This window comes from Halobacillus sp. Marseille-P3879, from assembly GCF_900240285.1.
In the GTDB taxonomy this organism is placed as follows: domain Bacteria; phylum Bacillota; class Bacilli; order Bacillales; family Halobacillaceae; genus Halobacillus_A.
Window position 1 is genome coordinate 42,668 of sequence record NZ_OESS01000005.1, and the last position, 21,880, is coordinate 64,547.

The 21,880-nt window shown below is 42.3% G+C and carries 24 protein-coding genes, 2 rRNA genes and 2 other annotated features; all 26 genes read right to left on the reverse strand.

All coding sequences use genetic code 11. The features are described 5' to 3' along the window. Positions 1 to 278: 278 nt before the first annotated feature. Positions 279 to 881: a class I SAM-dependent methyltransferase gene (locus C1A12_RS20385; RefSeq protein WP_101847053.1), complete on the reverse strand. Its 603-nt coding sequence runs from the start codon at positions 879 to 881 to the stop codon at positions 279 to 281. Between the two features lie 78 nt (positions 882 to 959). Further along, positions 960 to 1,325: a 50S ribosomal protein L7/L12 gene (rplL, locus tag C1A12_RS20390; RefSeq protein WP_101847055.1), complete on the reverse strand. Its 366-nt coding sequence runs from the start codon at positions 1,323 to 1,325 to the stop codon at positions 960 to 962. A gap of 57 nt (positions 1,326 to 1,382) precedes the next feature. Then, positions 1,383 to 1,883, reverse strand: a complete 501-nt coding sequence (rplJ, locus tag C1A12_RS20395) for a 50S ribosomal protein L10 (RefSeq protein WP_101847057.1) — start codon at positions 1,881 to 1,883, stop codon at positions 1,383 to 1,385. Positions 1,884 to 1,931: 48 nt separating this feature from the next. Continuing rightward, positions 1,932 to 2,077: a sequence feature (ribosomal protein L10 leader region), on the reverse strand. 49 nt (positions 2,078 to 2,126) lie between these two features. Then, positions 2,127 to 2,822: a 50S ribosomal protein L1 gene (gene rplA, locus C1A12_RS20400; protein WP_101847059.1), complete on the reverse strand. Its 696-nt coding sequence runs from the start codon at positions 2,820 to 2,822 to the stop codon at positions 2,127 to 2,129. 115 nt (positions 2,823 to 2,937) lie between these two features. Beyond that, entirely contained in the window at positions 2,938 to 3,363 is a 426-nt protein-coding gene (gene rplK / locus C1A12_RS20405) for a 50S ribosomal protein L11 (RefSeq protein WP_101847060.1), read from the reverse strand. A gap of 149 nt (positions 3,364 to 3,512) precedes the next feature. Continuing rightward, positions 3,513 to 4,049: a transcription termination/antitermination protein NusG gene (gene nusG / locus C1A12_RS20410; RefSeq protein ID WP_101847062.1), complete on the reverse strand. Its 537-nt coding sequence runs from the start codon at positions 4,047 to 4,049 to the stop codon at positions 3,513 to 3,515. Positions 4,050 to 4,182: 133 nt separating this feature from the next. Next, positions 4,183 to 4,356, reverse strand: a complete 174-nt coding sequence (secE, locus tag C1A12_RS20415) for a preprotein translocase subunit SecE (RefSeq protein ID WP_101847064.1) — start codon at positions 4,354 to 4,356, stop codon at positions 4,183 to 4,185. Between the two features lie 41 nt (positions 4,357 to 4,397). After that, entirely contained in the window at positions 4,398 to 4,547 is a 150-nt protein-coding gene (gene rpmG / locus C1A12_RS20420; protein WP_101847066.1) for a 50S ribosomal protein L33, read from the reverse strand. 78 nt (positions 4,548 to 4,625) lie between these two features. Beyond that, complete coding sequence (sigH, locus tag C1A12_RS20425) at positions 4,626 to 5,264, reverse strand: RNA polymerase sporulation sigma factor SigH (protein WP_101847095.1); 639 nt, start codon at positions 5,262 to 5,264, stop codon at positions 4,626 to 4,628. Between the two features lie 94 nt (positions 5,265 to 5,358). Then, positions 5,359 to 5,868: an NYN domain-containing protein gene (locus tag C1A12_RS20430; RefSeq protein ID WP_101847068.1), complete on the reverse strand. Its 510-nt coding sequence runs from the start codon at positions 5,866 to 5,868 to the stop codon at positions 5,359 to 5,361. A 3-nt stretch (positions 5,869 to 5,871) separates the two neighbouring features. Beyond that, positions 5,872 to 6,615 (reverse strand): 23S rRNA (guanosine(2251)-2'-O)-methyltransferase RlmB, encoded by a 744-nt coding sequence (rlmB, locus tag C1A12_RS20435; RefSeq protein ID WP_101847069.1) that lies wholly within the window; start codon positions 6,613 to 6,615, stop codon positions 5,872 to 5,874. Further along, positions 6,612 to 7,019 (reverse strand): Mini-ribonuclease 3, encoded by a 408-nt coding sequence (locus tag C1A12_RS20440; protein ID WP_101847071.1) that lies wholly within the window; start codon positions 7,017 to 7,019, stop codon positions 6,612 to 6,614. Before C1A12_RS20440 ends, rlmB begins: the two co-directional genes overlap by 4 nt. Before the next feature lie 4 nt (positions 7,020 to 7,023). Next, on the reverse strand, positions 7,024 to 8,424 hold the full coding sequence (gene cysS, locus C1A12_RS20445) for a cysteine--tRNA ligase (protein WP_101847072.1): 1,401 nt from the start codon (positions 8,422 to 8,424) through the stop codon (positions 7,024 to 7,026). Further along, positions 8,387 to 9,079, reverse strand: a complete 693-nt coding sequence (cysE, locus tag C1A12_RS20450; RefSeq protein ID WP_101847074.1) for a serine O-acetyltransferase — start codon at positions 9,077 to 9,079, stop codon at positions 8,387 to 8,389. The genes cysS and cysE overlap by 38 nt, the downstream gene beginning before the upstream one ends. Before the next feature lie 58 nt (positions 9,080 to 9,137). Continuing rightward, positions 9,138 to 9,354: a binding site (T-box leader), on the reverse strand. 44 nt (positions 9,355 to 9,398) lie between these two features. After that, a complete protein-coding gene (gene gltX / locus C1A12_RS20455) occupies positions 9,399 to 10,868 on the reverse strand; it encodes a glutamate--tRNA ligase (protein WP_101847076.1) in 1,470 nt (489 codons plus the stop codon). 66 nt (positions 10,869 to 10,934) lie between these two features. After that, complete coding sequence (locus C1A12_RS20460; protein WP_101847077.1) at positions 10,935 to 12,107, reverse strand: bifunctional 2-C-methyl-D-erythritol 4-phosphate cytidylyltransferase/2-C-methyl-D-erythritol 2,4-cyclodiphosphate synthase; 1,173 nt, start codon at positions 12,105 to 12,107, stop codon at positions 10,935 to 10,937. An 85-nt stretch (positions 12,108 to 12,192) separates the two neighbouring features. Next, positions 12,193 to 13,290 (reverse strand): PIN/TRAM domain-containing protein, encoded by a 1,098-nt coding sequence (locus C1A12_RS20465; protein ID WP_101847079.1) that lies wholly within the window; start codon positions 13,288 to 13,290, stop codon positions 12,193 to 12,195. Positions 13,291 to 13,417: 127 nt separating this feature from the next. After that, complete coding sequence (gene disA, locus C1A12_RS20470; RefSeq protein ID WP_101847080.1) at positions 13,418 to 14,491, reverse strand: DNA integrity scanning diadenylate cyclase DisA; 1,074 nt, start codon at positions 14,489 to 14,491, stop codon at positions 13,418 to 13,420. Continuing rightward, positions 14,491 to 15,864, reverse strand: coding sequence for a DNA repair protein RadA (radA, locus tag C1A12_RS20475; protein WP_101847081.1), 1,374 nt, complete (start codon positions 15,862 to 15,864; stop codon positions 14,491 to 14,493). Before radA ends, disA begins: the two co-directional genes overlap by 1 nt. Before the next feature lie 173 nt (positions 15,865 to 16,037). Continuing rightward, positions 16,038 to 18,491: an ATP-dependent protease ATP-binding subunit ClpC gene (clpC, locus tag C1A12_RS20480; RefSeq protein ID WP_101847083.1), complete on the reverse strand. Its 2,454-nt coding sequence runs from the start codon at positions 18,489 to 18,491 to the stop codon at positions 16,038 to 16,040. Positions 18,492 to 18,511: 20 nt separating this feature from the next. Continuing rightward, positions 18,512 to 19,582 carry a protein arginine kinase gene (locus C1A12_RS20485; RefSeq protein WP_101847085.1) on the reverse strand — a complete coding sequence of 357 codons (1,071 nt, stop codon included), beginning with the start codon at positions 19,580 to 19,582 and terminating at the stop codon, positions 18,512 to 18,514. Then, positions 19,582 to 20,130 (reverse strand): UvrB/UvrC motif-containing protein, encoded by a 549-nt coding sequence (locus tag C1A12_RS20490; protein ID WP_101847087.1) that lies wholly within the window; start codon positions 20,128 to 20,130, stop codon positions 19,582 to 19,584. The genes C1A12_RS20485 and C1A12_RS20490 overlap by 1 nt, the downstream gene beginning before the upstream one ends. 16 nt (positions 20,131 to 20,146) lie before the next feature. Continuing rightward, entirely contained in the window at positions 20,147 to 20,611 is a 465-nt protein-coding gene (locus C1A12_RS20495; protein ID WP_101847089.1) for a CtsR family transcriptional regulator, read from the reverse strand. Between the two features lie 163 nt (positions 20,612 to 20,774). Next, positions 20,775 to 21,467 (reverse strand): MgtC/SapB family protein, encoded by a 693-nt coding sequence (locus tag C1A12_RS20500; protein ID WP_101847091.1) that lies wholly within the window; start codon positions 21,465 to 21,467, stop codon positions 20,775 to 20,777. Between the two features lie 98 nt (positions 21,468 to 21,565). Then, a 5S ribosomal RNA gene (rrf, locus tag C1A12_RS20505) occupies positions 21,566 to 21,679 on the reverse strand. Between the two features lie 77 nt (positions 21,680 to 21,756). Beyond that, positions 21,757 to 21,880 (reverse strand): 23S ribosomal RNA (locus tag C1A12_RS20510); the annotation flags it as partial.

The window sequence follows — 21,880 nt, forward strand, 5'->3', positions numbered from 1 at the left end:
AAAAGGGTTCGGCAAAGACATGCCGAACAGGCTTGCGGTTGATCTTGCCACAAGCACTATTTAAACATTCGCAATTCGGCGAATGGTGTTTCTTCATTTCTCTCTAACGTTAGACAAAAAAGAAAAAGGGTTTTCAAGTAAAAACCTCATTTCACTTTATAGGTATGATTTACCATTCTATCCAGTTTTCACCCTTTTATACACGGGATGAAAAAAAGACTTGACAACAAAAAGGTCATATTGGCATTTTTCAATAATACCATATACAAAAAACCGAGTCAAACCTTTTTAGCTTTGAGAATATAGTAACCTTTTTTCTTCACTACTAATTCCACGCTTCCAAACATCTCTTCCAATTTCTCTTTTGCAGATGGGGCTCCTTGTTTTTTCTGAATGACAACCCACAATTCACCCTGCGGCTTTAAAGAAGCAAACGATTCTGTAAACATAGCGTGTACCACTTGTTTGCCAGCACGGATGGGAGGATTGGTTACGATTGCTGCAAAGGAATGATTCTCTAAATTAGAGAATCGATCACTTTCCTTAATCGTTACGTTCTCCACTTCATTCTGTTCGGCGTTCTTGCGTGCCAGCTCTAATGCCCGCTCATTCACATCCACCATATATACTCTTCGATCTGGAGCACCTTTAGCAATTGCCAGACCAATCGGTCCATAACCACAGCCCAGATCTAAAATGTCCCCATCGATATCAGGAGATGTATAAGCATCAAGAAGGACCCTTGAGCCAAAATCAACCTCAGATTTAGAAAATACTGCATGGTCCGTTGTAAAAGTGAAGGTTTCTTCTCTCAGCCTGAACGTCCATGACCTTTCCTCGCTCTTAGTACTCGTTGATTTAGAATAGTAATGTTCCGACATTCTATACACCTTCTTATAAGGAGGATAAGGAAAAAGAAAGCCCGCCGATAATCAGCGAGCTTTACTTCAATCTATCAATTACTTAAGTTCTACAGAAGCGCCAGCCTCTTCAAGCTTAGACTTGATTTCTTCAGCTTCTTCTTTAGAAGCGCCTTCTTTAACTGGCTTAGGAGCGTTATCAACTAGCTCTTTAGCGTCTTTAAGACCAAGACCAGTGATTTCGCGAACTGCTTTAACTACTTTAATCTTAGAGCTTCCAGCAGATTCTAGTACTACATCAAAATCAGTTTTCTCTTCTTCAACTTCGCCACCTGCAGCAGCGCCGCCAACCGCAACTGGAGCTGCAGCAGACACACCAAATTCTTCTTCAATTGCTTTAACTAGATCGTTAAGCTCAAGAACAGACATTTCTTTAATCGCTTCGATAATTTGTTCGTTAGACATGAGAAATTTCCTCCTTAGATTTTAAAATATTTTTATTAGCCGTAAACGAGTGCAAGCTTATGCACTTTCTTCTTCTTTTTGGTCCGCAATTGCTTTTGTCGCATATGCGAAGTTTCGTACTGGTGCTTGAAGCACGCTTAGGAACATAGAAACAAGTCCCTCGTAGTTTGGAAGAGTAGCAAGCTCTTTGATTTGCTCAAGAGTAGCAACTTTTCCTTCGATCACGCCGCCTTTAAGTTCAAGGCTGTTATGATCTTTCGCAAAGTTGTTCAAGATTTTAGCTGGAGATACAGCGTCATCCTCACTAGTTGCCAGAGCAGTCGGTCCAGTCAGGACTTCATCAAGCTCAGTTAGTTCAGTTTCCGCAGTAGCACGGCGAGTCATCGTGTTTTTGTACACTTTGAAGTCTACACCAGCTTCACGCAGTTGACTACGAAGCTCAGTAACTTCAGAAACATCAAGACCGCGGTAGTCTACTAGTACAGCAGATTTACTGTTGCGAAGCTTCTCAGCGATTTCTGTAACAACCTGCTGCTTTTGCTCAATAATGTTGCTCATCATTCCACCTCCTATTGACTTAGCATCATACCGATTGGAGCTCGTGTTTTACATAAAATAAAAGTACCTCCATGAAGACATGGAGGTACGTATGCCAAAGCAGCACTATGCTGCAATGTTTATTCACACACACCTCGGCAGGAAATTAAGCGGCAGTCCGCGCCTGCTGTCTTCGGTATAACGTATTTAATTTATACAACGTTTCTAATTATAGTTAATCAAAAACGGAAAGTCAACTATTAATTACTTAGTGTAGCTGGAAACATCAACCTTGATGCCAGGGCCCATTGTGGAAGATACTGCAGCGTTACGCATATAAGTACCTTTCGCAGCTTGAGGCTTAGCCTTAACCAGTGCATCAGTAATTGCTTCGAAGTTTTCTTTAAGCTTTTCCTGATCAAATGAAGCTTTTCCAATTGGCACATGGATATTCGCAGCTTTATCAACACGGTATTCTACTTTACCTGCTTTGATTTCATTCACCGCTTTTTCAACTTCAAAAGTTACTGTGCCCGTTTTAGGGTTAGGCATAAGACCTTTTGGTCCAAGTACACGACCAAGCTTACCAACTTCAGCCATCATATCAGGCGTTGCTACAACTACGTCGAATTCGAACCACCCTTGATTAATTTGGCTAATCAAGTCCTGCTCTCCTACGTAATCTGCTCCTGCAGCTTCTGCTTCTTTCGCTTTATCACCTTTAGCGAAAACAAGCACACGCTGGGATTTACCTGTACCATGCGGAAGAACCATCGCGCCGCGGATTTGCTGATCCGCTTTCTTAGGGTCTACACCAAGACGGAACGCCGCTTCAACTGTTTCATCAAAGCCAGCTTTAGATGTTTCTTTCACAAGGCTGATTGCTTCATTTACTTCATAAGCTTTTGTACGATCAACAAGTTTTTGCAGTTCTTGCTGCTTTTTGCTTTTCTTAGCCATTATTAATTTCCTCCTCATTGTGGTTTTAACGGATTAACCTCCCACGAATAAAGGTTGCGAACGAGGATCACTCCTGTGTCGCAACCTTCAACTCCATTAGAGTGACGCTGTGGGATTAGTCTTCAACTGTGATTCCCATGCTGCGCGCTGTACCTTCAACCATACGCATTGCAGCTTCAACGTCAGCAGCGTTCAAGTCAGGCATTTTTGTTTCAGCGATTTCTTTTACTTGATCGCGTTTAACAGAAGCTACCTTGTTACGGTTAGGCTCACCTGAACCTGATTCGATTCCCGCTGCTTTCTTAAGTAGAACAGCAGCTGGTGGAGTTTTTGTAACAAATGTAAAAGAACGATCTTCAAAAACAGAGATCTCAACTGGAATAATCATTCCTGCTTGATCTTGTGTTTTAGCGTTAAATTCTTTACAGAAGCCCATGATATTAATACCCGCTTGTCCTAGTGCCGGTCCTACCGGTGGAGCTGGGTTTGCTTTACCTGCTGGAATCTGTAGCTTTACAACTTTAATAACTTTTTTAGCCACGAGACACACCTCCTTAAAGTCCGTGATGTGGTAATAGGGTTTTCCCCTCCCACTCAACGCAATATGCATTAACGCCTCGTTTCTGAGGCACATAAAGAACATAAGAATTCTAGCATTTATTTAATGATAATGCAAGGGGGGGGAGAAAATTATAATTTCTCAATTTGTGAAAAATCAAGTTCAACCGGCGTTTCCCGTCCGAACATGTTTACGTGAACCTTCACCTTTTGTTTGTCGATATCAATATATTCAATCGTACCTGTGAAGTTCGCGAAAGGTCCGTCTGTAACTTTGACACTTTCCTTCACTTCGAAATCAACGTCAGCTTTAGTCGGCTCGGTCATGCCCATACGTTTCAGTACGGTCTCGGCTTCTTCAGGTAAGAGAGGGATCGGCTTAGAACCTGATCCTGTTGAACCAACGAATCCAGTTACTCCAGGCGTGTTTCTCACTACATACCAGGAATCATCTGTCATGACCATTTCGGCAATAACATACCCAGGGAAAACTTTTTTCTTATTCACTTTACGCTTGCCATTCTTAATTTCCGTTTCTTCATCTTCAGGAACAAGGACACGGAAAATCTTATCTTCCATTCCCATCGACTCGACTCGCTTCTCTAAATTAGTCTTCACCTTGTTTTCATAACCTGAATACGTGTGAACCACATACCATCTTTTTTCCATTTATACAGGACAAGTGGCTTGCCCTTCCCTCCCTTATCGTTCATTTTTAAAATTATTTCCAACATGAAAAAACCCGTTAGACGGGTTTTTGTTCAAGACTATTAACTAGTATATCACAAAATTGACTGTACTATTAGCTCGGAATAAGTTCAAGTATTTGTGTAATGCCCATGTCAACTACTGCAAAAAACACAGATACGAAAGCTACGGTAAAAAGTACGGTAATGGTATACTTCGTTAATTCCTGCCCTTTAGGCCAGCTAACCTTACGCATTTCACGAGATACATTTTTCAAGAATTTAAACATGATCGTACTACCCCCAAACTTACGCCAACCGGCTTCATCCTCTACTTTGTTTCGCGATGAAGAGTGTGTTCACCACAAGTCTTGCAAAATTTGCGAACTTCTAAACGTTCAGATTGATTGGAGCGATTTATATTTGTAGTGTAATTGCGGCTATGGCATTGTATACAGGCTAATATAGCTTTTTTTCTCAACGACAGTCACCTCATCTGGAGGTTTATTCACTTTCACTAATGTAGCACGCTTACAACATAGTGTCAATTGCGGGTTCATTATGTCGTTTCTGAGAATTCTATATATCTCTCTAACTTGCGTTTGACACGCTGCAGCGCATTATCAATAGATTTAACATGCCTCTTCAGTTCTACGGAGATTTCCTGATAAGTTTTCCCGTCTAAGTACAGTGAGAGGACTTGCTGCTCCAGTTCACTCAGCAGCTCGGAAATTTTCTCTTCGATGTCTCCAAATCGTTCTTTATTTACCATCAGTTCCTGTGGATCAATAGCCTTTGATCCTGCAATCACATCTAATAAAGTCCGATCCGCTTCTTCATCGAAGATCGGCTTGTCTAAAGAAACGTATGAGTTAAGTGGAATATGTTTCTGGCGGGTGGCGGTTTTAATTGCGGTAATAATTTGACGAGTGACGCATAATTCGGCAAAGGCTTTGAAAGAAGAAAGCTTGTCCCCTTGATAATCACGAATTGCTTTGTAAAGGCCAATCATTCCTTCTTGTACAATGTCTTCCCGATCTGCACCAATGAGGAAATACGTCCGTGCTTTGGCACGAACGAAATTCTTGTACTTATCAATCAAAAAATCTAGAGCCTGGACTTGCCCGTGGTTAATCCGCTCAATGATTTCTTCGTCATCAAGTTGACTGAAATCCAACTTCTCGATGCCTGTCTTCATTTGTCCGATGCTCACTCAGGATCCCTCCGACTGTGGTACCTAAATATAGAAATATTATACAGTAAGCGTTTCAAAAGCGTCAATATGGCTTTTGCTATTTATCGCCTCTTCTCCACTTCTCAAATATATCCCTTATCTCTTTATTTATCGGAATTTTTGACTGATATTGGACCTCTCTATGATGCTCTAAATCTTTTTTTATTTCCTGTTCAATATTTTTTACTTCGATGTACAATTCTCTCGCTGACATGCGATAAGCACCCTGAGCAAAGATCGTCCGCTGCTCGGCATAATCTGAAGTAGCTACATATACTTGCGTGCGTACATCATTCAACTGACCGGACAATTTCTCAATTCGCTCATCAGCAGTTTCGTTTTCTTTTGTATAAATGGTTTCCACCTTGAAGTTCTTTTGTTTTGCAGCTAAGCCTCGTACATGATAAGCGTCAAAAACAATGATTACCCGGTCCCCTGTATACGACTGGTATTCTGCCATCATTTCGATCAGTAAATCTCTCGCCTCTCCTAAATCTTGATCTCTTAGAACTTTTAACTCCGGCCAGGCTCCGATGATGTTATAGCCGTCTACGATCAGTACATTCATAGCTTATCCCTCAACAGGGTGACGTTTTCGATACACTTCATACATAAGCAGCGATGCAGCTACAGAAGCATTCAAAGAAGTCACCTTCCCGGCCATTGGCAGACTAACGGTCCAATCACATTTATCCTTTGTTAACCGACTCATCCCCTTGCCTTCACTTCCAATTACTAAGGCTACAGGCATCTTCCCGTCCAACTGACGATAATCTTCCGTTCCTTCAGCATCTGTACCTATTACCCATACGTACTTTTCCTTTAACTCATCGATCGTTCTCGATAAGTTAGTTACTCTTGCTACAGGGATGTGTTCAATAGCCCCTGTAGAGGTTTTTGCCACGGTGGACGTCAGCCCGACCGAACGCCTTTTTGGAATAATAACCCCGTGCACCCCGCTGGCATCTGCCGTGCGAAGAATGGAACCAAGGTTATGCGGATCTTCAATTTCATCTAATATAATAAAAAACGGCTCTTCCCCTTTTTCCTCTGCGCGGGAAAATAAATCGTCCAGCTGACTGTATTCATAAGCCGCAACTGCGGCTGCAACTCCCTGATGGTTGCCTTCCACGAGCTGGTCAATTTTTTTCTTAGGTGCTTTCTGAACGATAACCCCATTTTCCTTAGCCGTCTGCTCAATTTTTTTTACGGCTTGCTGTTGAAGCTGGTCAGATATAAATACTTTATTAATTGACCGCCCCGATCTCATCGCTTCCAGAACGGGGTTTTTTCCAATAATCCATTCTTCCTTCATTTCTGTTCTCTCCTCTCTTCTACCAGAGCAATTGCACTTCCAATCAATTCTTCCAAGCGTTCTTCATTGCCTGATAAATAATGAAAACCAAGAACTGCTTCAAACGCTGTGGAGTAACGGTAGGTTTGAACATCCGTGTTTTTTGGAACAGTGCCGGACTTGGCATTTCGTCCTCTTCTTAACACACCTTCTTCTTCTTCTGTAAGCAGCCCTTGTTCCTGCCAGGCCCGTACCACTTCAGCCTGTGATTTAGCAGAGACAAACCGGACGGCAGCCCTATGAAGCTGTTCCGGCCTCGTCTGTCCTTGCTCTAATAAGTGTCTTCTGACATATAATTCATATACACCGTCACCCATGTAGGCGAGGGCAAGGCTCTTCATTTGTTTTACATTGGAGAAAGTCATCCTTTTACCCCCGCTTCCAACGCGTGCCCTGGGCTGTATCTTCCAAGATAATATTCCGTGCCTTAAGGTCATCCCGAATCTCATCAGCACGTGCAAAGTTACGGTCTTTTCTCGCTTGCTTTCTTTCCTCGATCAACGCATCAATTTCCTCATCGAGCAGTTCATCATCTTGTTTCAACTGCAGACCTAAAACGCTGGTAAGTTCTTCAAGCGTTTCGATAAATTGATCAATTACATCTGTGTGTGTCTGCTCAGACTGAAGATAAAGGTTAGCTGCTTTTGTTAATTCGAATATTACAGAAATAGCATTCGCCGTATTGAAATCATCATCCATTTCCAACACAAACTGTTGTTTCTGTTTCGTGATTTCATTCAGCCATTGATCGTGATCATCTGTTAAATTCAAACTTGTTCCTCTACGGTGCTGCAGATTGTCGAAAGCATTGCGTATCCGGTCAAAACTGCTCTTCGCACCTGCCATCAGCTCATCGCTAAAGTTAATTGGATGGCGGTAATGGACACTCAACATGAAAAATCGAATTACCTGCGGATCATATTTCTGCACGAGATCATGAGCCAGTACAAAGTTTCCGAGAGATTTAGACATTTTTTCATTTTCAATGTTAATGTAACCGTTATGCATCCAGTACCGGGCAAAGGATTCGCCATTGTTTGCTTCTGACTGGGCAATCTCATTTTCGTGATGCGGAAAGGTTAAGTCCTGTCCACCTGCGTGAATATCGATCGTATCGCCAAGGTACTTTTTCGCCATTGCCGAGCACTCAATGTGCCAGCCCGGGCGTCCTTTCCCCCATGGGCTATCCCAGGTAATTTCCGCTTCTTTTGCTTCCTTCCATAACGTAAAGTCAAGCGGGTCTTCTTTTTTCTCGCCGACTTCAATACGAGCACCCGAACGCAATTCGTCGATGGATTGGTGAGACAGTTTTCCGTATTCATCAAAGGAACGGGTGCGGAAATAAACATCTCCACCCGACTCATAAGCAAAGCCTTTCTCTATTAAGCCTTCGATAAACTGGATAATTTCGTCCATATTTTCCGTTACGCGAGGGTGGTGGACCGCTTCTTTCACTCCTAAGGCCCCTACATCTTCTTTATAAGCCTGAATAAAGCGGTTGGCAATATCCGGTACTTCTTCCCCAAGTTCATTTGCGGCTTTGATCAATTTGTCATCAACATCAGTGAAATTGAGTACGTATTTCACCTCAAACCCTTTGTATTCGAAATATCTGCGTACCGTATCAAATACGATAGCAGGACGAGCGTTGCCTATATGGATATAGTTATATACAGTTGGACCGCATACGTACATCTTCACTTGATCTTTTTCCAGCGGTATAAAAGGCTCTTTAGTTCTTGTCAGCGTGTTGAATACTTTTATGCTCATCCTGTGTCGCTCCTTTGTCCTCTTGTTCTAATTGTAAGCAAAGCTGTTTAATTTCTTCTTCCATTTCATTCAAGCGATCATAGACAGGGTCCGGCAGCATATGGTGGTCCAGATCTTTCTGGCGTATCTTCTTGCCATCCTGTACAACGACATGGCCCGGTATGCCTACAACAGTAGAATTGTCCGGTACGTCCTTCAATACAACTGATCCGGCCCCTACCTTTGAATTCTCGCCAATTGTGATCGATCCTAATACCTTGGCTCCTGTCGCCACGAGTGAATTATCTTTTAACGTTGGATGACGCTTTCCTTTCTCTTTCCCTGTTCCCCCAAGAGTCACTCCCTGGAAAAGGGTAACGTTATCTCCAATTTCACAGGTTTCTCCAATAACTACTCCCATCCCGTGGTCAATGAAGAAGCGGCGGCCGATTTTGGCACCAGGGTGAATTTCTATTCCAGTAAAGAAACGGCTGATTTGCGAGATAATTCTTGCCAGGAAAAAGAATTTCCTTTTATAAAAAGCATGGGCGATTCGGTGAGCCCATGTCGCATGAAGTCCTGAATACGTTAAGATTACTTCGATGTAGGAGCGGGCCGCCGGATCTTGATCAAACACAACATCTACATCTTCTTTAAACATTTTAAAGAGTCCCATCCTTATCCTCCTTTTCTTTACTTCCTAAATAAAAAACGCGCCCCTGTGCTTTGATCAGCACAGAGACGCGTAATGCGCGGTTCCACTCTGTTTAGGGATTTACTTCTTATCCCTCACTTTCTCCATGATAACGGCAGGCAGCCGCTCCAGCCTACTATTTTCAACTAGAGACTCAGAGGTGCATTTCAAAACCTTTTCTTAAAATCACTTTCAGCCAGGGGTGATTATCTCTGAGTAAGTAAAAGGCTTCTACTTCTCCTCATCTACGTTCTATATGGGTATCTTTACTATATGTGAAAATGGACAATTTGTGAACAGATTAGGCTTGAATTTGGTTTAAAGCATCGTTCAAACGAATCGTTACAGTATCAATTCCAAGAAGGCGGATCGCATTTGGAAGTTCAGGACCGTGTGTTTGACCTGTTGTCGCGACTCGAATCGGCATAAACAGTTTCTTCCCTTTATGGCCCGTTTCCTTCTGGGTCGCCTTTATTTGAGACTTGATATTCTCAGGTGTCCATTCATCAAGGTCTGCAAGTTTGGACTTAAATGCCTCTAGAACTTCAGGAACTTGCTCTCCATTAAGCACTTCTAATGCATCTGAATCGTACTGGATTTCTTTTTTGAAGAACAGATCAGTCAACTCAACAATCTCTGCTCCGTAGCTCATTTGTTCATGGTAAAGAGAAATAAGTTCATGAGTCCATTCCCGATCCTCTTCACTCATATCCTCCCTTACACGTCCAGCTTCAATCAAGTGTGGAAGCGCAAGATCGACGACACGCTCTAAGCTTGATGCTTTAATGTACTGATTGTTCATCCACTTTAATTTAGCCGGATCAAAAATAGCCGGTGAAGTAGATAAACGCTCCGCATCAAAAATATCGATCAATTGATCTTTTGTAAAAATCTCTTCTTCCCCAACCGGAGACCATCCAAGTAACGTAATAAAATTAAACAACGCTTCCGGAAGATATCCGAGATTTTTATACTGCTCGATAAATTGAAGGATATGCTCGTCACGTTTACTGAGCTTCTTACGGTCTTCGTTGAGGATTAACGTCATATGCCCAAATTTAGGGGCTTCCCAACCAAATGCCTCATACACCATCATTTGTTTAGGGGTGTTAGAAATGTGCTCCTCGCCTCGCAGCACATGGGAGATTCCCATGAGGTGGTCATCAATAGCTACCGCAAAATTATACGTAGGCGTACCATTTTTCTTAACAATCACCCAATCACCAAAATCGCTTGACTCGAAAGAAATCTTGCCTCTAACAATATCTTCAAATTCGTATGTGTAGTTCTCCGGTACGCGAATTCGTATACTTGGCTCTCTTCCCTCGGCTTCAAATCCTTTGATTTGCTCCTCACTCAAGTCTCTATGAGCGCCCGAATATTTCGGTGCTTCTCCGCGATTAATTTGAGCTTCGCGTTCGGCCTCCAGCTCGTCTTCTGTCATATAACATTTATACGCAAGCCCTCGTTCAAGCAGGTCATCTACATATTTCTTATAAATATCCAACCGTTCCATTTGACGGTAAGGACCGTATTCTCCTCCAACATCAGCACCTTCATCCCACTCGATGCCAAGCCACTTCAGGTAATTCAGCTGACTTTCTTCGCCACCTGCTACATTTCGCTTAGCATCTGTATCTTCAACGCGGATAATGAACTTGCCTCCTGCGTTTCTTGCATAAAGATAATTGAATAAAGCCGTACGAGCATTCCCGATATGAAGATTGCCTGTAGGACTTGGCGCATAGCGCACACGCACTTCGTTACTCATAAATAATCTCCTTTCAAATCCGTATCCATTTCATTTATTTTATCATCATTTGTAAACTCTTGTAGACTATTTTTGCAGAAGAACCACAGCTTGTGCAGCCATGCCTTCCTTTCGTCCTGTAAAACCCAGCTTCTCCGTAGTAGTAGCTTTGACATTGATACGGCTCGATTGAGTGTTCAACAGTCCGGCAATATTGCTTTGTATTTGTTCTACGTACGGCGACATCTTTGGTGCTTGAGCAATTACCGTGCAATCCAGATTACCAAGTTTATAACCTTCATCTGTCACAAACTTCCATACCCGTTGTAAAAGCTCTCCGGAATCAGCATCCTTAAAAGCACTATCCGTATCTGGAAAATGGCGTCCGATATCACCTTCGCCAATGGCTCCAAGGCAGGCATCAGCAATGGTATGCAGCAGAACATCTGCATCGGAGTGACCTAACAATCCTTTTTCGTAAGGAATCTCAACACCACCGACTATACATTTTCGACCTTCCGCGAACTGATGAACATCAAATCCTTGTCCTATGCGAATCATAGAATCGTTCACGACCTTTCTATCTTGAGCAGCATATGATTGAGCTTTAGCCAAGTCTTCAGGAGTCGTCAGCTTCATGTTATCATAGCTTCCCTCAACTACGACGACCTCTTCTCCGAGTCGTTCAACTAAGGAAGCATCATCCGTTCCGTAATAGTGCTGTGATTTTGCTTTCTCATGAGCCTTCAGAATTAAAGAATAATCAAAAGCCTGAGGTGTCTGTGCCGCCCAAAGGGTATGGCGGTCAAGCGTCGTTAACAGATCCTGCTGCTTTTGTTTTATTGTATCCGTTACAGGCACTGCTAATAATCCAGCTTGCTTCTCCCGGACCACCTCTGCCAGCCTGTGAAGGTGCTCCCGCTTCACGAAAGGTCTTGCTCCATCATGGATAAATACTGGCTGATCAGTAAGCTTTACAACCTGCAGACCTTCATATACACTATCCTGACGTTCTGCCCCGCCGTCTGCCAGTGTAATCCGGTCTTTAAGTCCATGCTGCTGAAGAATTTCTTTCATCTGACTGTGTTCTTGTTTATTTGTTACTAAAACGATCTCGCTGCACCATGAATCCTGTACAAAAACAGTAAGTGTATGTATGATCAGCGGCAGATCGTTGATCATTAAAAATTGTTTATTTTGACCGGCATGCATCCGTTTTCCCTGTCCGGCTGCGAGCACGATCGCTGTATAATTTATCATTGGAAACCACCTTAAATAAAGTGAAACAACAAAAGCGATAACACGCGGTTATCACTTTTGTTAATCTCTATTTGTTATACCGTTTTTACAACGCTTTTTCAAGTGATTTCGGCCTGGCGAAAATCATACGCCCGGCAGAAGTTTGCAGTACACTTGTTACAACAACTTCAATTGTCTTGCCGATGAAGTCTTTTCCTTCTTCTACTACTATCATAGTTCCATCATCCAGGTATCCAATCCCCTGTTTTTGTTCCTTCCCGTCTTTGATAACTTGTATGGTCATCTCTTCACCCGGAAGGACTACAGGTTTAACCGCATTTGCCAGATCATTAATGTTCAGCACCTGAACATTTTGAAACTCACACACTTTATTTAAGTTGAAATCATTTGTCACGACAATACCATCCATTACTTTTGCAAGTTTAACAAGCTTGCTGTCAACTTCATGGACATCTTCAAAGTCTCCATCATAGATTTCAACCTTCACTGGTAAATCCTTTTGCAGACGGTTTAAAATGTCCAGTCCGCGACGTCCGCGATTCCGCTTCAATCCATCAGATGAATCAGCGATATGCTGCAGTTCTTCTAATACAAAGTGCGGTATGACAATCGTGCCCTCTAAAAAGTGAGTCTCACAAATATCAGCTATCCGGCCATCAATAATAACACTTGTGTCCAAAATCTTTTCTTTTGGGATAAGTGAAGGGTCTACAGCGGCACCCGAAAGCTCATCTTCTTCTAACATTTTTTTGTCTTTTCTTGCAAATAAATTTAAAAATTCATCTTTCCTTTTAAAGCCGACTTGAAAGCCGAAGTATCCAAGAAGAAACGTAATAAAAATAGGCAGAATCTGACTTACAACTTTAATATCAATATCCTGGAGCAGATTATTAACTAAATATGCGATAATAAGGCCCACGATTAATCCCAGGCTTCCAAACAACAATTCCGCAACGGGGGCTCGAACGAGGGTGTCCTCCACCCACCTTAGAAAATCAACAATATAATCTACTACCCAAAAAGTTAATAAAAATAGTATAAGTGCTCCGACAACTGCCCCTGTTACCGACTGGATCCAACTCTGCCAGGAAACATCCATTATAGAAAAAAGCTCCGGCATGTAAAGATAACCTACTGTTGCTCCGGTAATAACAATGAATAATTGAACGATTCGTTTAAGCACTTTTTTCACCTCCTTTTTCCATTATGACCAACCTCAAGGTCAATTAGTCGTTTACCTTGAAATGTTGATTAATAAACTAGCATAAATGCCAGTAATTTTCAATTTATAGGAAAATATTTCAAATACATTACAAATGCCGGTCAACAAATAACTGCTCTTGAATACGTTCTAATCCTTCTCCGATCTTTTTCGCCCGGACTTCTCCCACGCCGTCTACTTCCACAAGCTCTTTAACCGACGCCTGCACCACATCGTTCAACGTACCAAAGCGTTCAACCAGATGTTCAATAATTAAGGCCGGGAGCCTCGGGATTCGATGCATCACTCGGTATCCTCTTGGATAAATAGGGTCTGTTAATTTGGTACCGGAAGAATACCCCAAAAGCTTTAGTACCTGTTCATCGGATAATAACTCTGTGCCTGAATGTTCCTGCATTTTTCTTAAAATATAATACGGTTCATAGTCTGGCCTCTTGCTGTAATCACGCAGTAGCAGCGAGGCCTCATCTTCAATATTGGAAACGAGCTCCGTTAATTGTAATTGAATCAGCCGGCCTTCTGTTCCCAGTTCATTTACATAATTTAATATTTCCGTTTTAATTCGTAATACCATCTCGACTCGATGGACAACTTGAATCACTTCGGCAAAGGAAACCATATTCTCAAATTCCATCGCACCGAGATTGGTTATACTTTGATCAAGGACAATTTTATACTTTTCAAGCGTCTGAATAGCTTGGTTGGCCTTCGTAAGGATAACGCCAATATCTTTCAAAGAATAGCGGATCGAACCCTTATATAATGTAATGACATTCCGCCTTTGTGAAATAGCAATAACTAAGTGTCCGGTCTGTTTGGCCACACGTTCTGCAGTCCTGTGCCGCATACCTGTTTCCGTTGATAGAATATCAGGATCCGGCATCAGCTGGGCATTCGCATATAATATTTCTGTACCTTCGTCATTTAAGATTAAAGCGCCGTCCATTTTCGCTAATTCATACAAGTGAGCCGGCGTAAAATCAGAATGTATGTCAAAGCCGCCGTCCACGAGCTTCTGGATCTCGTTTCCGTATCCGATAACGATTAATCCACCCGTTTTAGCACGGAGTACATTGTCGATTCCTTCGCGAAGGGGTGTCCCTGGTGCCACGAATTTCAACATTTCTCCGATGTGATTTTCTGTATAATCCTGCCCTTCCATTATCGGTCCCCCAATGTTACTTGCATGGCTTCCTGTACAGTACTTACCCCTACTATTTCAATGGAAGAAGGTGGTGTCCATCCGTCAAGATTTTTCTTCGGAATAATCACCCGCTTAAAACCAAGTTTAGCCGCCTCTTGAACCCGCTGTTCAATCCGGGCCACCCTTCTTACTTCTCCAGTTAATCCCACTTCACCGACGACGACGTCATTTCCATTGGAAACCTGATCTCTAAAGCTTGATGCGATACTAATCGCCACTGCCAGGTCAATAGCTGGCTCATCAAGCTTTACACCGCCAGCGACCTTAATATAAGCGTCCTGGTTTTGTAAAAGCAGCCCTGCCCGCTTTTCCAATACTGCCATCAATAAAGGCACTCGACTGTTATCGAGTCCCGTGGCCATCCGTCGCGGGTTTCCAAAAGAAGTCGGGGAGATTAATGCCTGGATCTCTACTAAAACAGGGCGTGTGCCTTCCATAGAAGCCACTACAATGGATCCAGCCGCTCCTTGAGACCTTTCCTCAAGGAAAATCTCCGAAGGATTGAGGACCTCTTCTAACCCCTTCTCCTTCATTTCAAAGATCCCCATCTCATGAGTGCTGCCAAAACGGTTCTTTACACTGCGCAATATACGAAATGTGTGATGTCTTTCTCCTTCAAAATAAAGAACAGAATCAACCATATGTTCAAGTAAACGTGGACCGGCAATCGAACCTTCCTTGGTAACATGCCCGACTATAAAAATAGGAATGCCCTTGCTTTTGGCAATCCTCATTAATTGACTTGTGCATTCACGAACCTGGGACACGCTTCCAGGGGCTGAAGTGACATCCTCTTTGAAAATGGTCTGGATCGAATCGATAATTACTAGATTTGGGTCAATCTCTTCAATCTGAGTTAGAACGTCCTGAAGATTTGTCTCAGAGAGAACGTACAGCTCGTCGGATTGAATTCCGAGTCTCTCTGCCCGAAGCTTTGTCTGCCGGGATGATTCTTCTCCTGATATATATAATACGGGTAATGATTTATTGGCTACTTGTGCAGAAACCTGCAAGAGTAATGTTGACTTCCCGATACCCGGATCCCCGCCAATTAAAACCAAAGAGCCCGGCACAATACCGCCGCCGAGCACTCGATTCAGCTCGGGCATATCTGTTTCCATACGAGGCTCTTTTTCCGATTGAATAGCCGTGATTTTTTCCGGCTTTGCAGCTCCTGATGAATTCGTTTGAAAAACATGCCTTGAGCCGCCAGTTATGGACGCTTCCTCGACAAGCGTATTCCATTGATGGCAGCCTGGACATTTTCCCATCCATTTAGGAGATTCGTATCCACATTCCTGGCACACAAATTTTGTTTTTCTCTTTGCCAAGGCTACCTCTCCTCTTCTTTATTATATACGTTATGGCTTGTGAAAAAGTTTCATGATGATATCATTTGCATTAAAATTCCCTTACTAAAAGGATATCGAAATCGGAAAAAAATCGGAAGGCAAACACCTTCCGATTCTCAACATTTCATATTTTATTCATAATTGACCTTAAATTATGCTTCCTGCTGAATATGAACTGTAAATTCTTTATCGTCATTTAAATCAATTTTTACTTTTTGACCTTTTTCGATATTTTCTTTCAACAGTTCTTCAGACAGCAGATCCTCTACGTTCTTCTGAATTGAGCGGCGAAGCGGACGGGCTCCGTATTCAGGATCGAACCCTTCTTCAGCAATGTGCTCAATCGCTTTTTCTGTGAGGGTGAAGTCAATTTCCTGCTCAAGCAGTCGTTTTCGTAACTGTTCTGCCATCAGGGTAACGATGTGCTTCATGTGTTTCTTCTCAAGAGAATGGAACACAATTGTCTCATCAATACGGTTTAGGAACTCAGGACGGAATGCCTTTTTCAATTCTTCCGTTACTTTAGATTTCATGTCCTTATAATCCTGATCTGCTTCACCCATGGAGAACCCGACGTATTTATTTCGCTTCAGTTCATTAGCACCAACGTTTGAAGTCATGATGAGCACCGTGTTACGGAAATCAACGACACGACCTTTAGAGTCAGTTAAACGTCCATCTTCAAGAACTTGAAGTAAAATGTTAAACACTTCTGGGTGTGCTTTTTCAACCTCATCCAGCAGAATGACAGAATAAGGCTTGTTACGAACTTTTTCCGTTAACTGGCCGCCTTCGTCATAACCTACATAGCCTGGAGGTGAACCGACGAGTCGAGACGTGCTGTGTTTTTCCATATACTCTGACATATCGATACGAATCATCGCATCTTCTTCACCAAACATACTCTCCGCTAAGGCACGAGCTAATTCTGTTTTACCGACCCCTGTCGGTCCAAGGAAGATAAATGAACCAATCGGACGTTTAGGATCTTTTAAGCCTGCTCGCGCACGTCGGATAGCTTTAGAAATCGCTTTGACAGCTTCCTCCTGACCAATGATGCGGTTATGGAGGGTATCTTCCAGGTGAAGCAGACGCTCACTTTCTTCGGTAGTCATCTTGGAAACCGGAACACCAGTCCAAGTAGAAACAATCGAAGCTATATCCTCAACGGTAACCTCAGAGTCCTCTTGACCCTGCTTCTCTTTCCATTCGTCTTTCGTCTCATCAAGCTCATCGCGCAGACGCTGCTCACTGTCTCTTAGAGAAGCAGCTTTCTCAAACTCCTGACTTTGGACAGCTGCATCTTTCTCTTTTCTAACCTCTTCAAGTTTCTGCTCCAGCTCTTTTAAGTTAGGCGGTGCCGTATAAGAGCGCAGACGCACTTTTGATGCTGCCTCGTCAATTAAGTCTATCGCTTTATCCGGTAAGAAGCGGTCCGTAATATAACGATCGGAGAAGCGTACAGCTGATTCAATGGAATCATCGGTAATCGTTACACGGTGGTGCGCTTCATAGCGATCACGTAATCCTTTTAAGATTTGGACAGATTCATCAAGAGTGGGTTCATCAACTTGAATGGGTTGGAAACGACGCTCAAGCGCAGCATCCTTTTCAATATATTTCTTGTATTCATCAAGAGTCGTAGCACCGATACACTGCAATTCACCGCGAGCCAGAGATGGTTTTAAAATATTGGAAGCATCAATGGCACCTTCTGCGCCGCCGGCCCCGATAAGTGTGTGCAATTCATCAATAAATAGAATGATGTTGCCGGCTTGACGAATTTCTTCCATTACTTTTTTCAAACGATCTTCGAATTCACCACGATATTTCGTACCAGCTACCACAGTACCCATATCCAGAGTCATGACGCGCTTATCACGTAGAATTTCCGGCACTTCATTGTTCATAATCTGTTGAGCCAGACCTTCAGCAATAGCTGTTTTACCTACCCCGGGCTCACCTACGAGTACAGGATTATTCTTCGTACGGCGGCTTAATACTTGAATCACACGCTCAATTTCCTGACTGCGCCCAATAACGGGATCGATATTTCCTTCTTTCGCAATCGCGGTCAGATCACGAGCCAGTGAATCAAGGGTCGGTGTATTCGCATTCGCTGCTTGAGAACCGGATCCTCCACCGCGGCGGTTCTGCCCTCCGGTAGATTCATTGTTTCCAAGCAGCTGAAGCACTTGCTGACGTGCTTTATTTAAGCTTACACCTAAATTATTCAGCACGCGTGCTGCTACACCCTCACCCTCGCGGATTAGACCGAGCAGAATGTGCTCCGTGCCTACGTAAGAGTGTCCCAGCTTCCGAGCTTCATCCATGGAAAGTTCAATTACTTTCTTCGCTCGAGGCGTGTAGTGGATGGTTTGAGAAACTTTTTCCCCTTTACCTATTAGGTTCTCCACCTCTTGCTGAATTTTACTCGATTCAAGGCCCAGCGCTGTGAGTGCTTTAGCAGCAATCCCTTCGCCTTCACTAACCAATCCTAATAAAATGTGTTCCGTTCCAATATTGTTATGACCCAAACGTACAGCTTCTTCTTGTGCCAATGCTAAAACCTTCTGTGCTCTTTCTGTAAATCGTCCAAACATCATGGACATGACCTCCTAACGATTTAATCTTGATTTTCTAATTGAAGTCTTTCTCGAATCAATGATGCTCTGCGGATGTCGCGCTCAGCGGGTGATAAGGTTTCTTTCGCATACTGCTGTAAAAAACCTGGCTGAGTGAGAACCATCAGCTCGTTTAAAATTGTTTTTGGAATATGGTCGATAAACCCTAAGTCAATTCCAAGCCGGAGATCAGATAAGCAATTAGCTGCCTCCTTAGACTCTATGATACGACTATGCTTCAAAACACCATACGATCGAAAAACCCGATCTTCTATTTGCATGCCGGAACGATGCATTAGTGTCTGTCTTGCTTTACGTTCCTGATCGATCAGTTGCCGGACGACACTGTGCAAATCTTCAACGATATCCTCTTCAGATTTTCCAAGGGTAATTTGATTTGATATTTGAAAAATATTACCTAAAGCTTCACTGCCTTCACCATAAATACCACGGACCACTAAACCCAGCTGGTTAATTGCAGGAGTCATACGATTGATCTGCTGTGTCATAGCTAAAGCAGGTAAATGCATCATAACAGAGGCTCTCATCCCTGTTCCTACATTCGTTGGACAGGCTGTTAAATAACCCCTGTTCTCATCAAATGCATAATCTACCTTTTCCTCTAACCAGTCATCCAGCTGAGAAGCTTGTTCCAAGGCACGGTCAAGCTGAAAGCCTGGAAAATACAACTGAATACGAATGTGATCTTCTTCGTTGATCATAATCGAAACCTGCTCATTCTGTGAGATCAATGAAGCAGAATTTTTTGAATGATCCGTTAGATGAGGGCTTATTAAATGTTTCTCGACAAGAACCCTTTTTTCAATTTGCTGCAATTCACTCATTTCAACTACTTCAAAATCTTTGTAATCCCGAAATGACTGCCCTTTATATTCCTGTTTGAAAAAATCAAGAATTTCCTTCATTCGGTCTTCAGAAGAAATAATAGGAAAAGGATACTTCTGAAAATTCCTCGCCAGGCGGATTCGACTACTCATCACAATATCACTGTCTGGCCCATCCTCTTTCATCCAGGGGCTGATGGCTTCGTTAATGAATTGTTCTAAAGACATTATTCATCATCCCCTTTCCCATGATGAAGCTGCTGTTCTAAAGAACGAATCTCATCTCTTACCTTTGCTGCTTCTTCAAACTCTTCCTGTTCTATAAGCTTTTGAAGTTCTGACTTATATTGATCCATTTGACGTTTTACGTGCAAGTTTCCTCCTTCTCGCTTTGGAACTTTGCCGTCGTGTTTCGTATTTCCACTATGCACTCGACGAAAAATAGGGTTTAAGCGTTCATCGAAGGTTTTATAGCAATCTGCACAGCCAAACTTTCCGATTTGAGCAAACTGTTGATATGACAGTCCGCACGTTGGACACTTTAAAGGTTTCTTTGGCTGATAAGTCTTTGAAGGTTGACCTTTAAAAGAAGAAGGTTGTTCATAATTGAAAAGTCCTGACAATAAGTCATTTAACGTGAAATTTTCTTCATTTTCGTTCATATATCCTTTTTCTTTCGCGCAAAACTCGCATACATGAGTTTCTGTTTTTTCGCCGTTTACCACTTGTGTTAAATGCACTGTTGCAGGATGTTTATGACAACGCTGGCACTCCATAAGACCCTCTCCTTCCTTAGCTTTGATACTTTAAGGTGAACAACATAGCCGTAAGAAGTCTAGACCGAATTTCATCTCTTAGAGGAAGAGGAAAAGCTAGCACTTCTCGTTCTGTTACGCTCGCCATCATTCGGGCTTCACGTTCAGTAATGCTTTCATTGTCCCTTAGTCTTTCTATAATATCCAACGCAACGGATTGAGAGACTTCTGGCTGAATTAAATTAATAATATCATCAATCATTTGTGATTCAGAACGGTGTTGAATCCGCCTAATACGGATGTAACCTCCACCGCCACGTTTACTTTCCACTATATAACCCTTTTCCACTGTAAAACGAGTTTTAATCACATAATTGATCTGTGAAGGCACACATTGAAATTGATCTGCGATTTCACTGCGCTTAATTTCAATCGTATGCTTATGATTTTCATCCAGAGTATTTTTTAAATACTCTTCAATGATGTCAGAAATATTCCGCATTTTCCCTCCTCCTCTTTTGACTTTGACTATCTTTGACCTTAACCTTATTATACTAATTTTTATTTTCCACGCAACTAAAATGTTTTGAACTACATGAGTAATCATTCCCTAATTTAGAAAAGGTTAAAACAAAAAAACTATACGAAATTCATCGTATAGTTAGTTATTTTCTGCGATTTACCTGCACGACCGAATCGATACGGGAAAGTTTCTCTAGTAACTCCGCTTCTTTCACACTTTGTTTGCGTTCAATATGAATATATATCGTCTTTCGAGGATGAGGTTCTTTTTCGATTTCAAAACGCTGTAAGACAATATTCTGATCGTCAAATACCGCCAAAACCTCGCTGGTTTTAACAGATTCTTCTACAACGACAATGTAAGTGTTATTTAAATAATGACTCACATATTTTGTCTCCAAATTATTAAGAAAGATAAGGCTTAATAAGACGAGGGCGGTAGCCAGAATAGCTACTCCATACATCCCTGCCCCCACGACTAATCCTAATCCTGCCACTGTCCAAATGGAAGCTGCAGTCGTTAACCCTCTAATTGTCATTCCATTTACAATAATGGTCCCTGCGCCTAGAAACCCGATACCACTAATAACGTAGGAAGGTATTCGCGAAGGATCAAACCGGATATTATCATTTGCTTCGATAAAAGCTTCAAATCCATATAAAGATAAAAGCATCATTAAACAGGACCCAATGCCAACTAAAATGTGGGTTCGAAAACCTGCAGAATGATTTTTTAACTCTCTTTCAAAACCTATTAAACCGGATAATAGCAGAGCAATACTTAATCGAATTAAAAAAACATCAAGGTTTTCTGTAAAAGAATAGACTTGTTCCATTAAAAACTCTGCCCCTTTCATAAAAAAATAGAAGAACGGGTAAGAATGTTATTCGATTATATCAAAAAAACCGAAAGCTTATGCTTTCGGTTTACTTAACGTGGCAGCGTCCTACTCTCACGGGGGTAAACCCGACTACCATCGGCGCTGAAGAGCTTAACTGCTGTGTTCGGCATGGGAACAGGTGTGACCTCTTCGCTGTCGCCACCACATCATATAGAGGTGAACCCTCAAAACTGGATAAGCTTTATAAATCATCTTTGGTACGAAACGCCTTTCACAAAGGCTTGTAGTTAAGTCATCGATTGATTAGTATCCGTCAGCTGCACGTGTCACCACGCTTCCACCTCGGACCTATTGACCTCATCGTCTCTGAGGAATCTTACTTACTTGGCGTAAGGGGAAATCTCATC

Bases quoted from the DNA above. Each gene is read 5' to 3' on its own strand.
- rplA (WP_101847059.1), bottom strand. From the start codon at position 2,822: ATGGCTAAGAAAAGCAAAAAGCAGCAAGAACTGCAAAAACTTGTTGAT.
- secE (WP_101847064.1), bottom strand. From the start codon at position 4,356: ATGTTTAAATTCTTGAAAAATGTATCTCGTGAAATGCGTAAGGTTAGC.
- sigH (WP_101847095.1), bottom strand. From the start codon at position 5,264: ATGAAGACAGGCATCGAGAAGTTGGATTTCAGTCAACTTGATGACGAA.
- disA (WP_101847080.1), bottom strand. From the start codon at position 14,491: ATGGAAGGGCAGGATTATACAGAAAATCACATCGGAGAAATGTTGAAA.
- C1A12_RS20485 (WP_101847085.1), bottom strand. From the start codon at position 19,582: ATGTCTTTAGAACAATTCATTAACGAAGCCATCAGCCCCTGGATGAAA.
- clpC (WP_101847083.1), bottom strand. From the start codon at position 18,491: ATGATGTTTGGACGATTTACAGAAAGAGCACAGAAGGTTTTAGCATTG.
- cysS (WP_101847072.1), bottom strand. From the start codon at position 8,424: ATGAGCATAAAAGTATTCAACACGCTGACAAGAACTAAAGAGCCTTTT.
- rlmB (WP_101847069.1), bottom strand. From the start codon at position 6,615: ATGAAGGAAGAATGGATTATTGGAAAAAACCCCGTTCTGGAAGCGATG.
- C1A12_RS20430 (WP_101847068.1), bottom strand. From the start codon at position 5,868: ATGAATGTACTGATCGTAGACGGCTATAACATCATCGGAGCCTGGCCG.
- rplJ (WP_101847057.1), bottom strand. From the start codon at position 1,883: ATGAGCAACATTATTGAGCAAAAGCAGCAGGTTGTTACAGAAATCGCT.
- C1A12_RS20490 (WP_101847087.1), bottom strand. From the start codon at position 20,130: ATGGAGTGCCAGCGTTGTCATAAACATCCTGCAACAGTGCATTTAACA.
- C1A12_RS20495 (WP_101847089.1), bottom strand. From the start codon at position 20,611: ATGCGGAATATTTCTGACATCATTGAAGAGTATTTAAAAAATACTCTG.
- rplL (WP_101847055.1), bottom strand. From the start codon at position 1,325: ATGTCTAACGAACAAATTATCGAAGCGATTAAAGAAATGTCTGTTCTT.
- C1A12_RS20440 (WP_101847071.1), bottom strand. From the start codon at position 7,019: ATGACTTTCTCCAATGTAAAACAAATGAAGAGCCTTGCCCTCGCCTAC.
- gltX (WP_101847076.1), bottom strand. From the start codon at position 10,868: ATGAGTAACGAAGTGCGTGTGCGCTATGCGCCAAGTCCTACAGGCAAT.
- C1A12_RS20460 (WP_101847077.1), bottom strand. From the start codon at position 12,107: ATGATAAATTATACAGCGATCGTGCTCGCAGCCGGACAGGGAAAACGG.
- C1A12_RS20500 (WP_101847091.1), bottom strand. From the start codon at position 21,467: ATGGAACAAGTCTATTCTTTTACAGAAAACCTTGATGTTTTTTTAATT.
- nusG (WP_101847062.1), bottom strand. From the start codon at position 4,049: ATGGAAAAAAGATGGTATGTGGTTCACACGTATTCAGGTTATGAAAAC.
- C1A12_RS20385 (WP_101847053.1), bottom strand. From the start codon at position 881: ATGTCGGAACATTACTATTCTAAATCAACGAGTACTAAGAGCGAGGAA.
- cysE (WP_101847074.1), bottom strand. From the start codon at position 9,079: ATGGGACTCTTTAAAATGTTTAAAGAAGATGTAGATGTTGTGTTTGAT.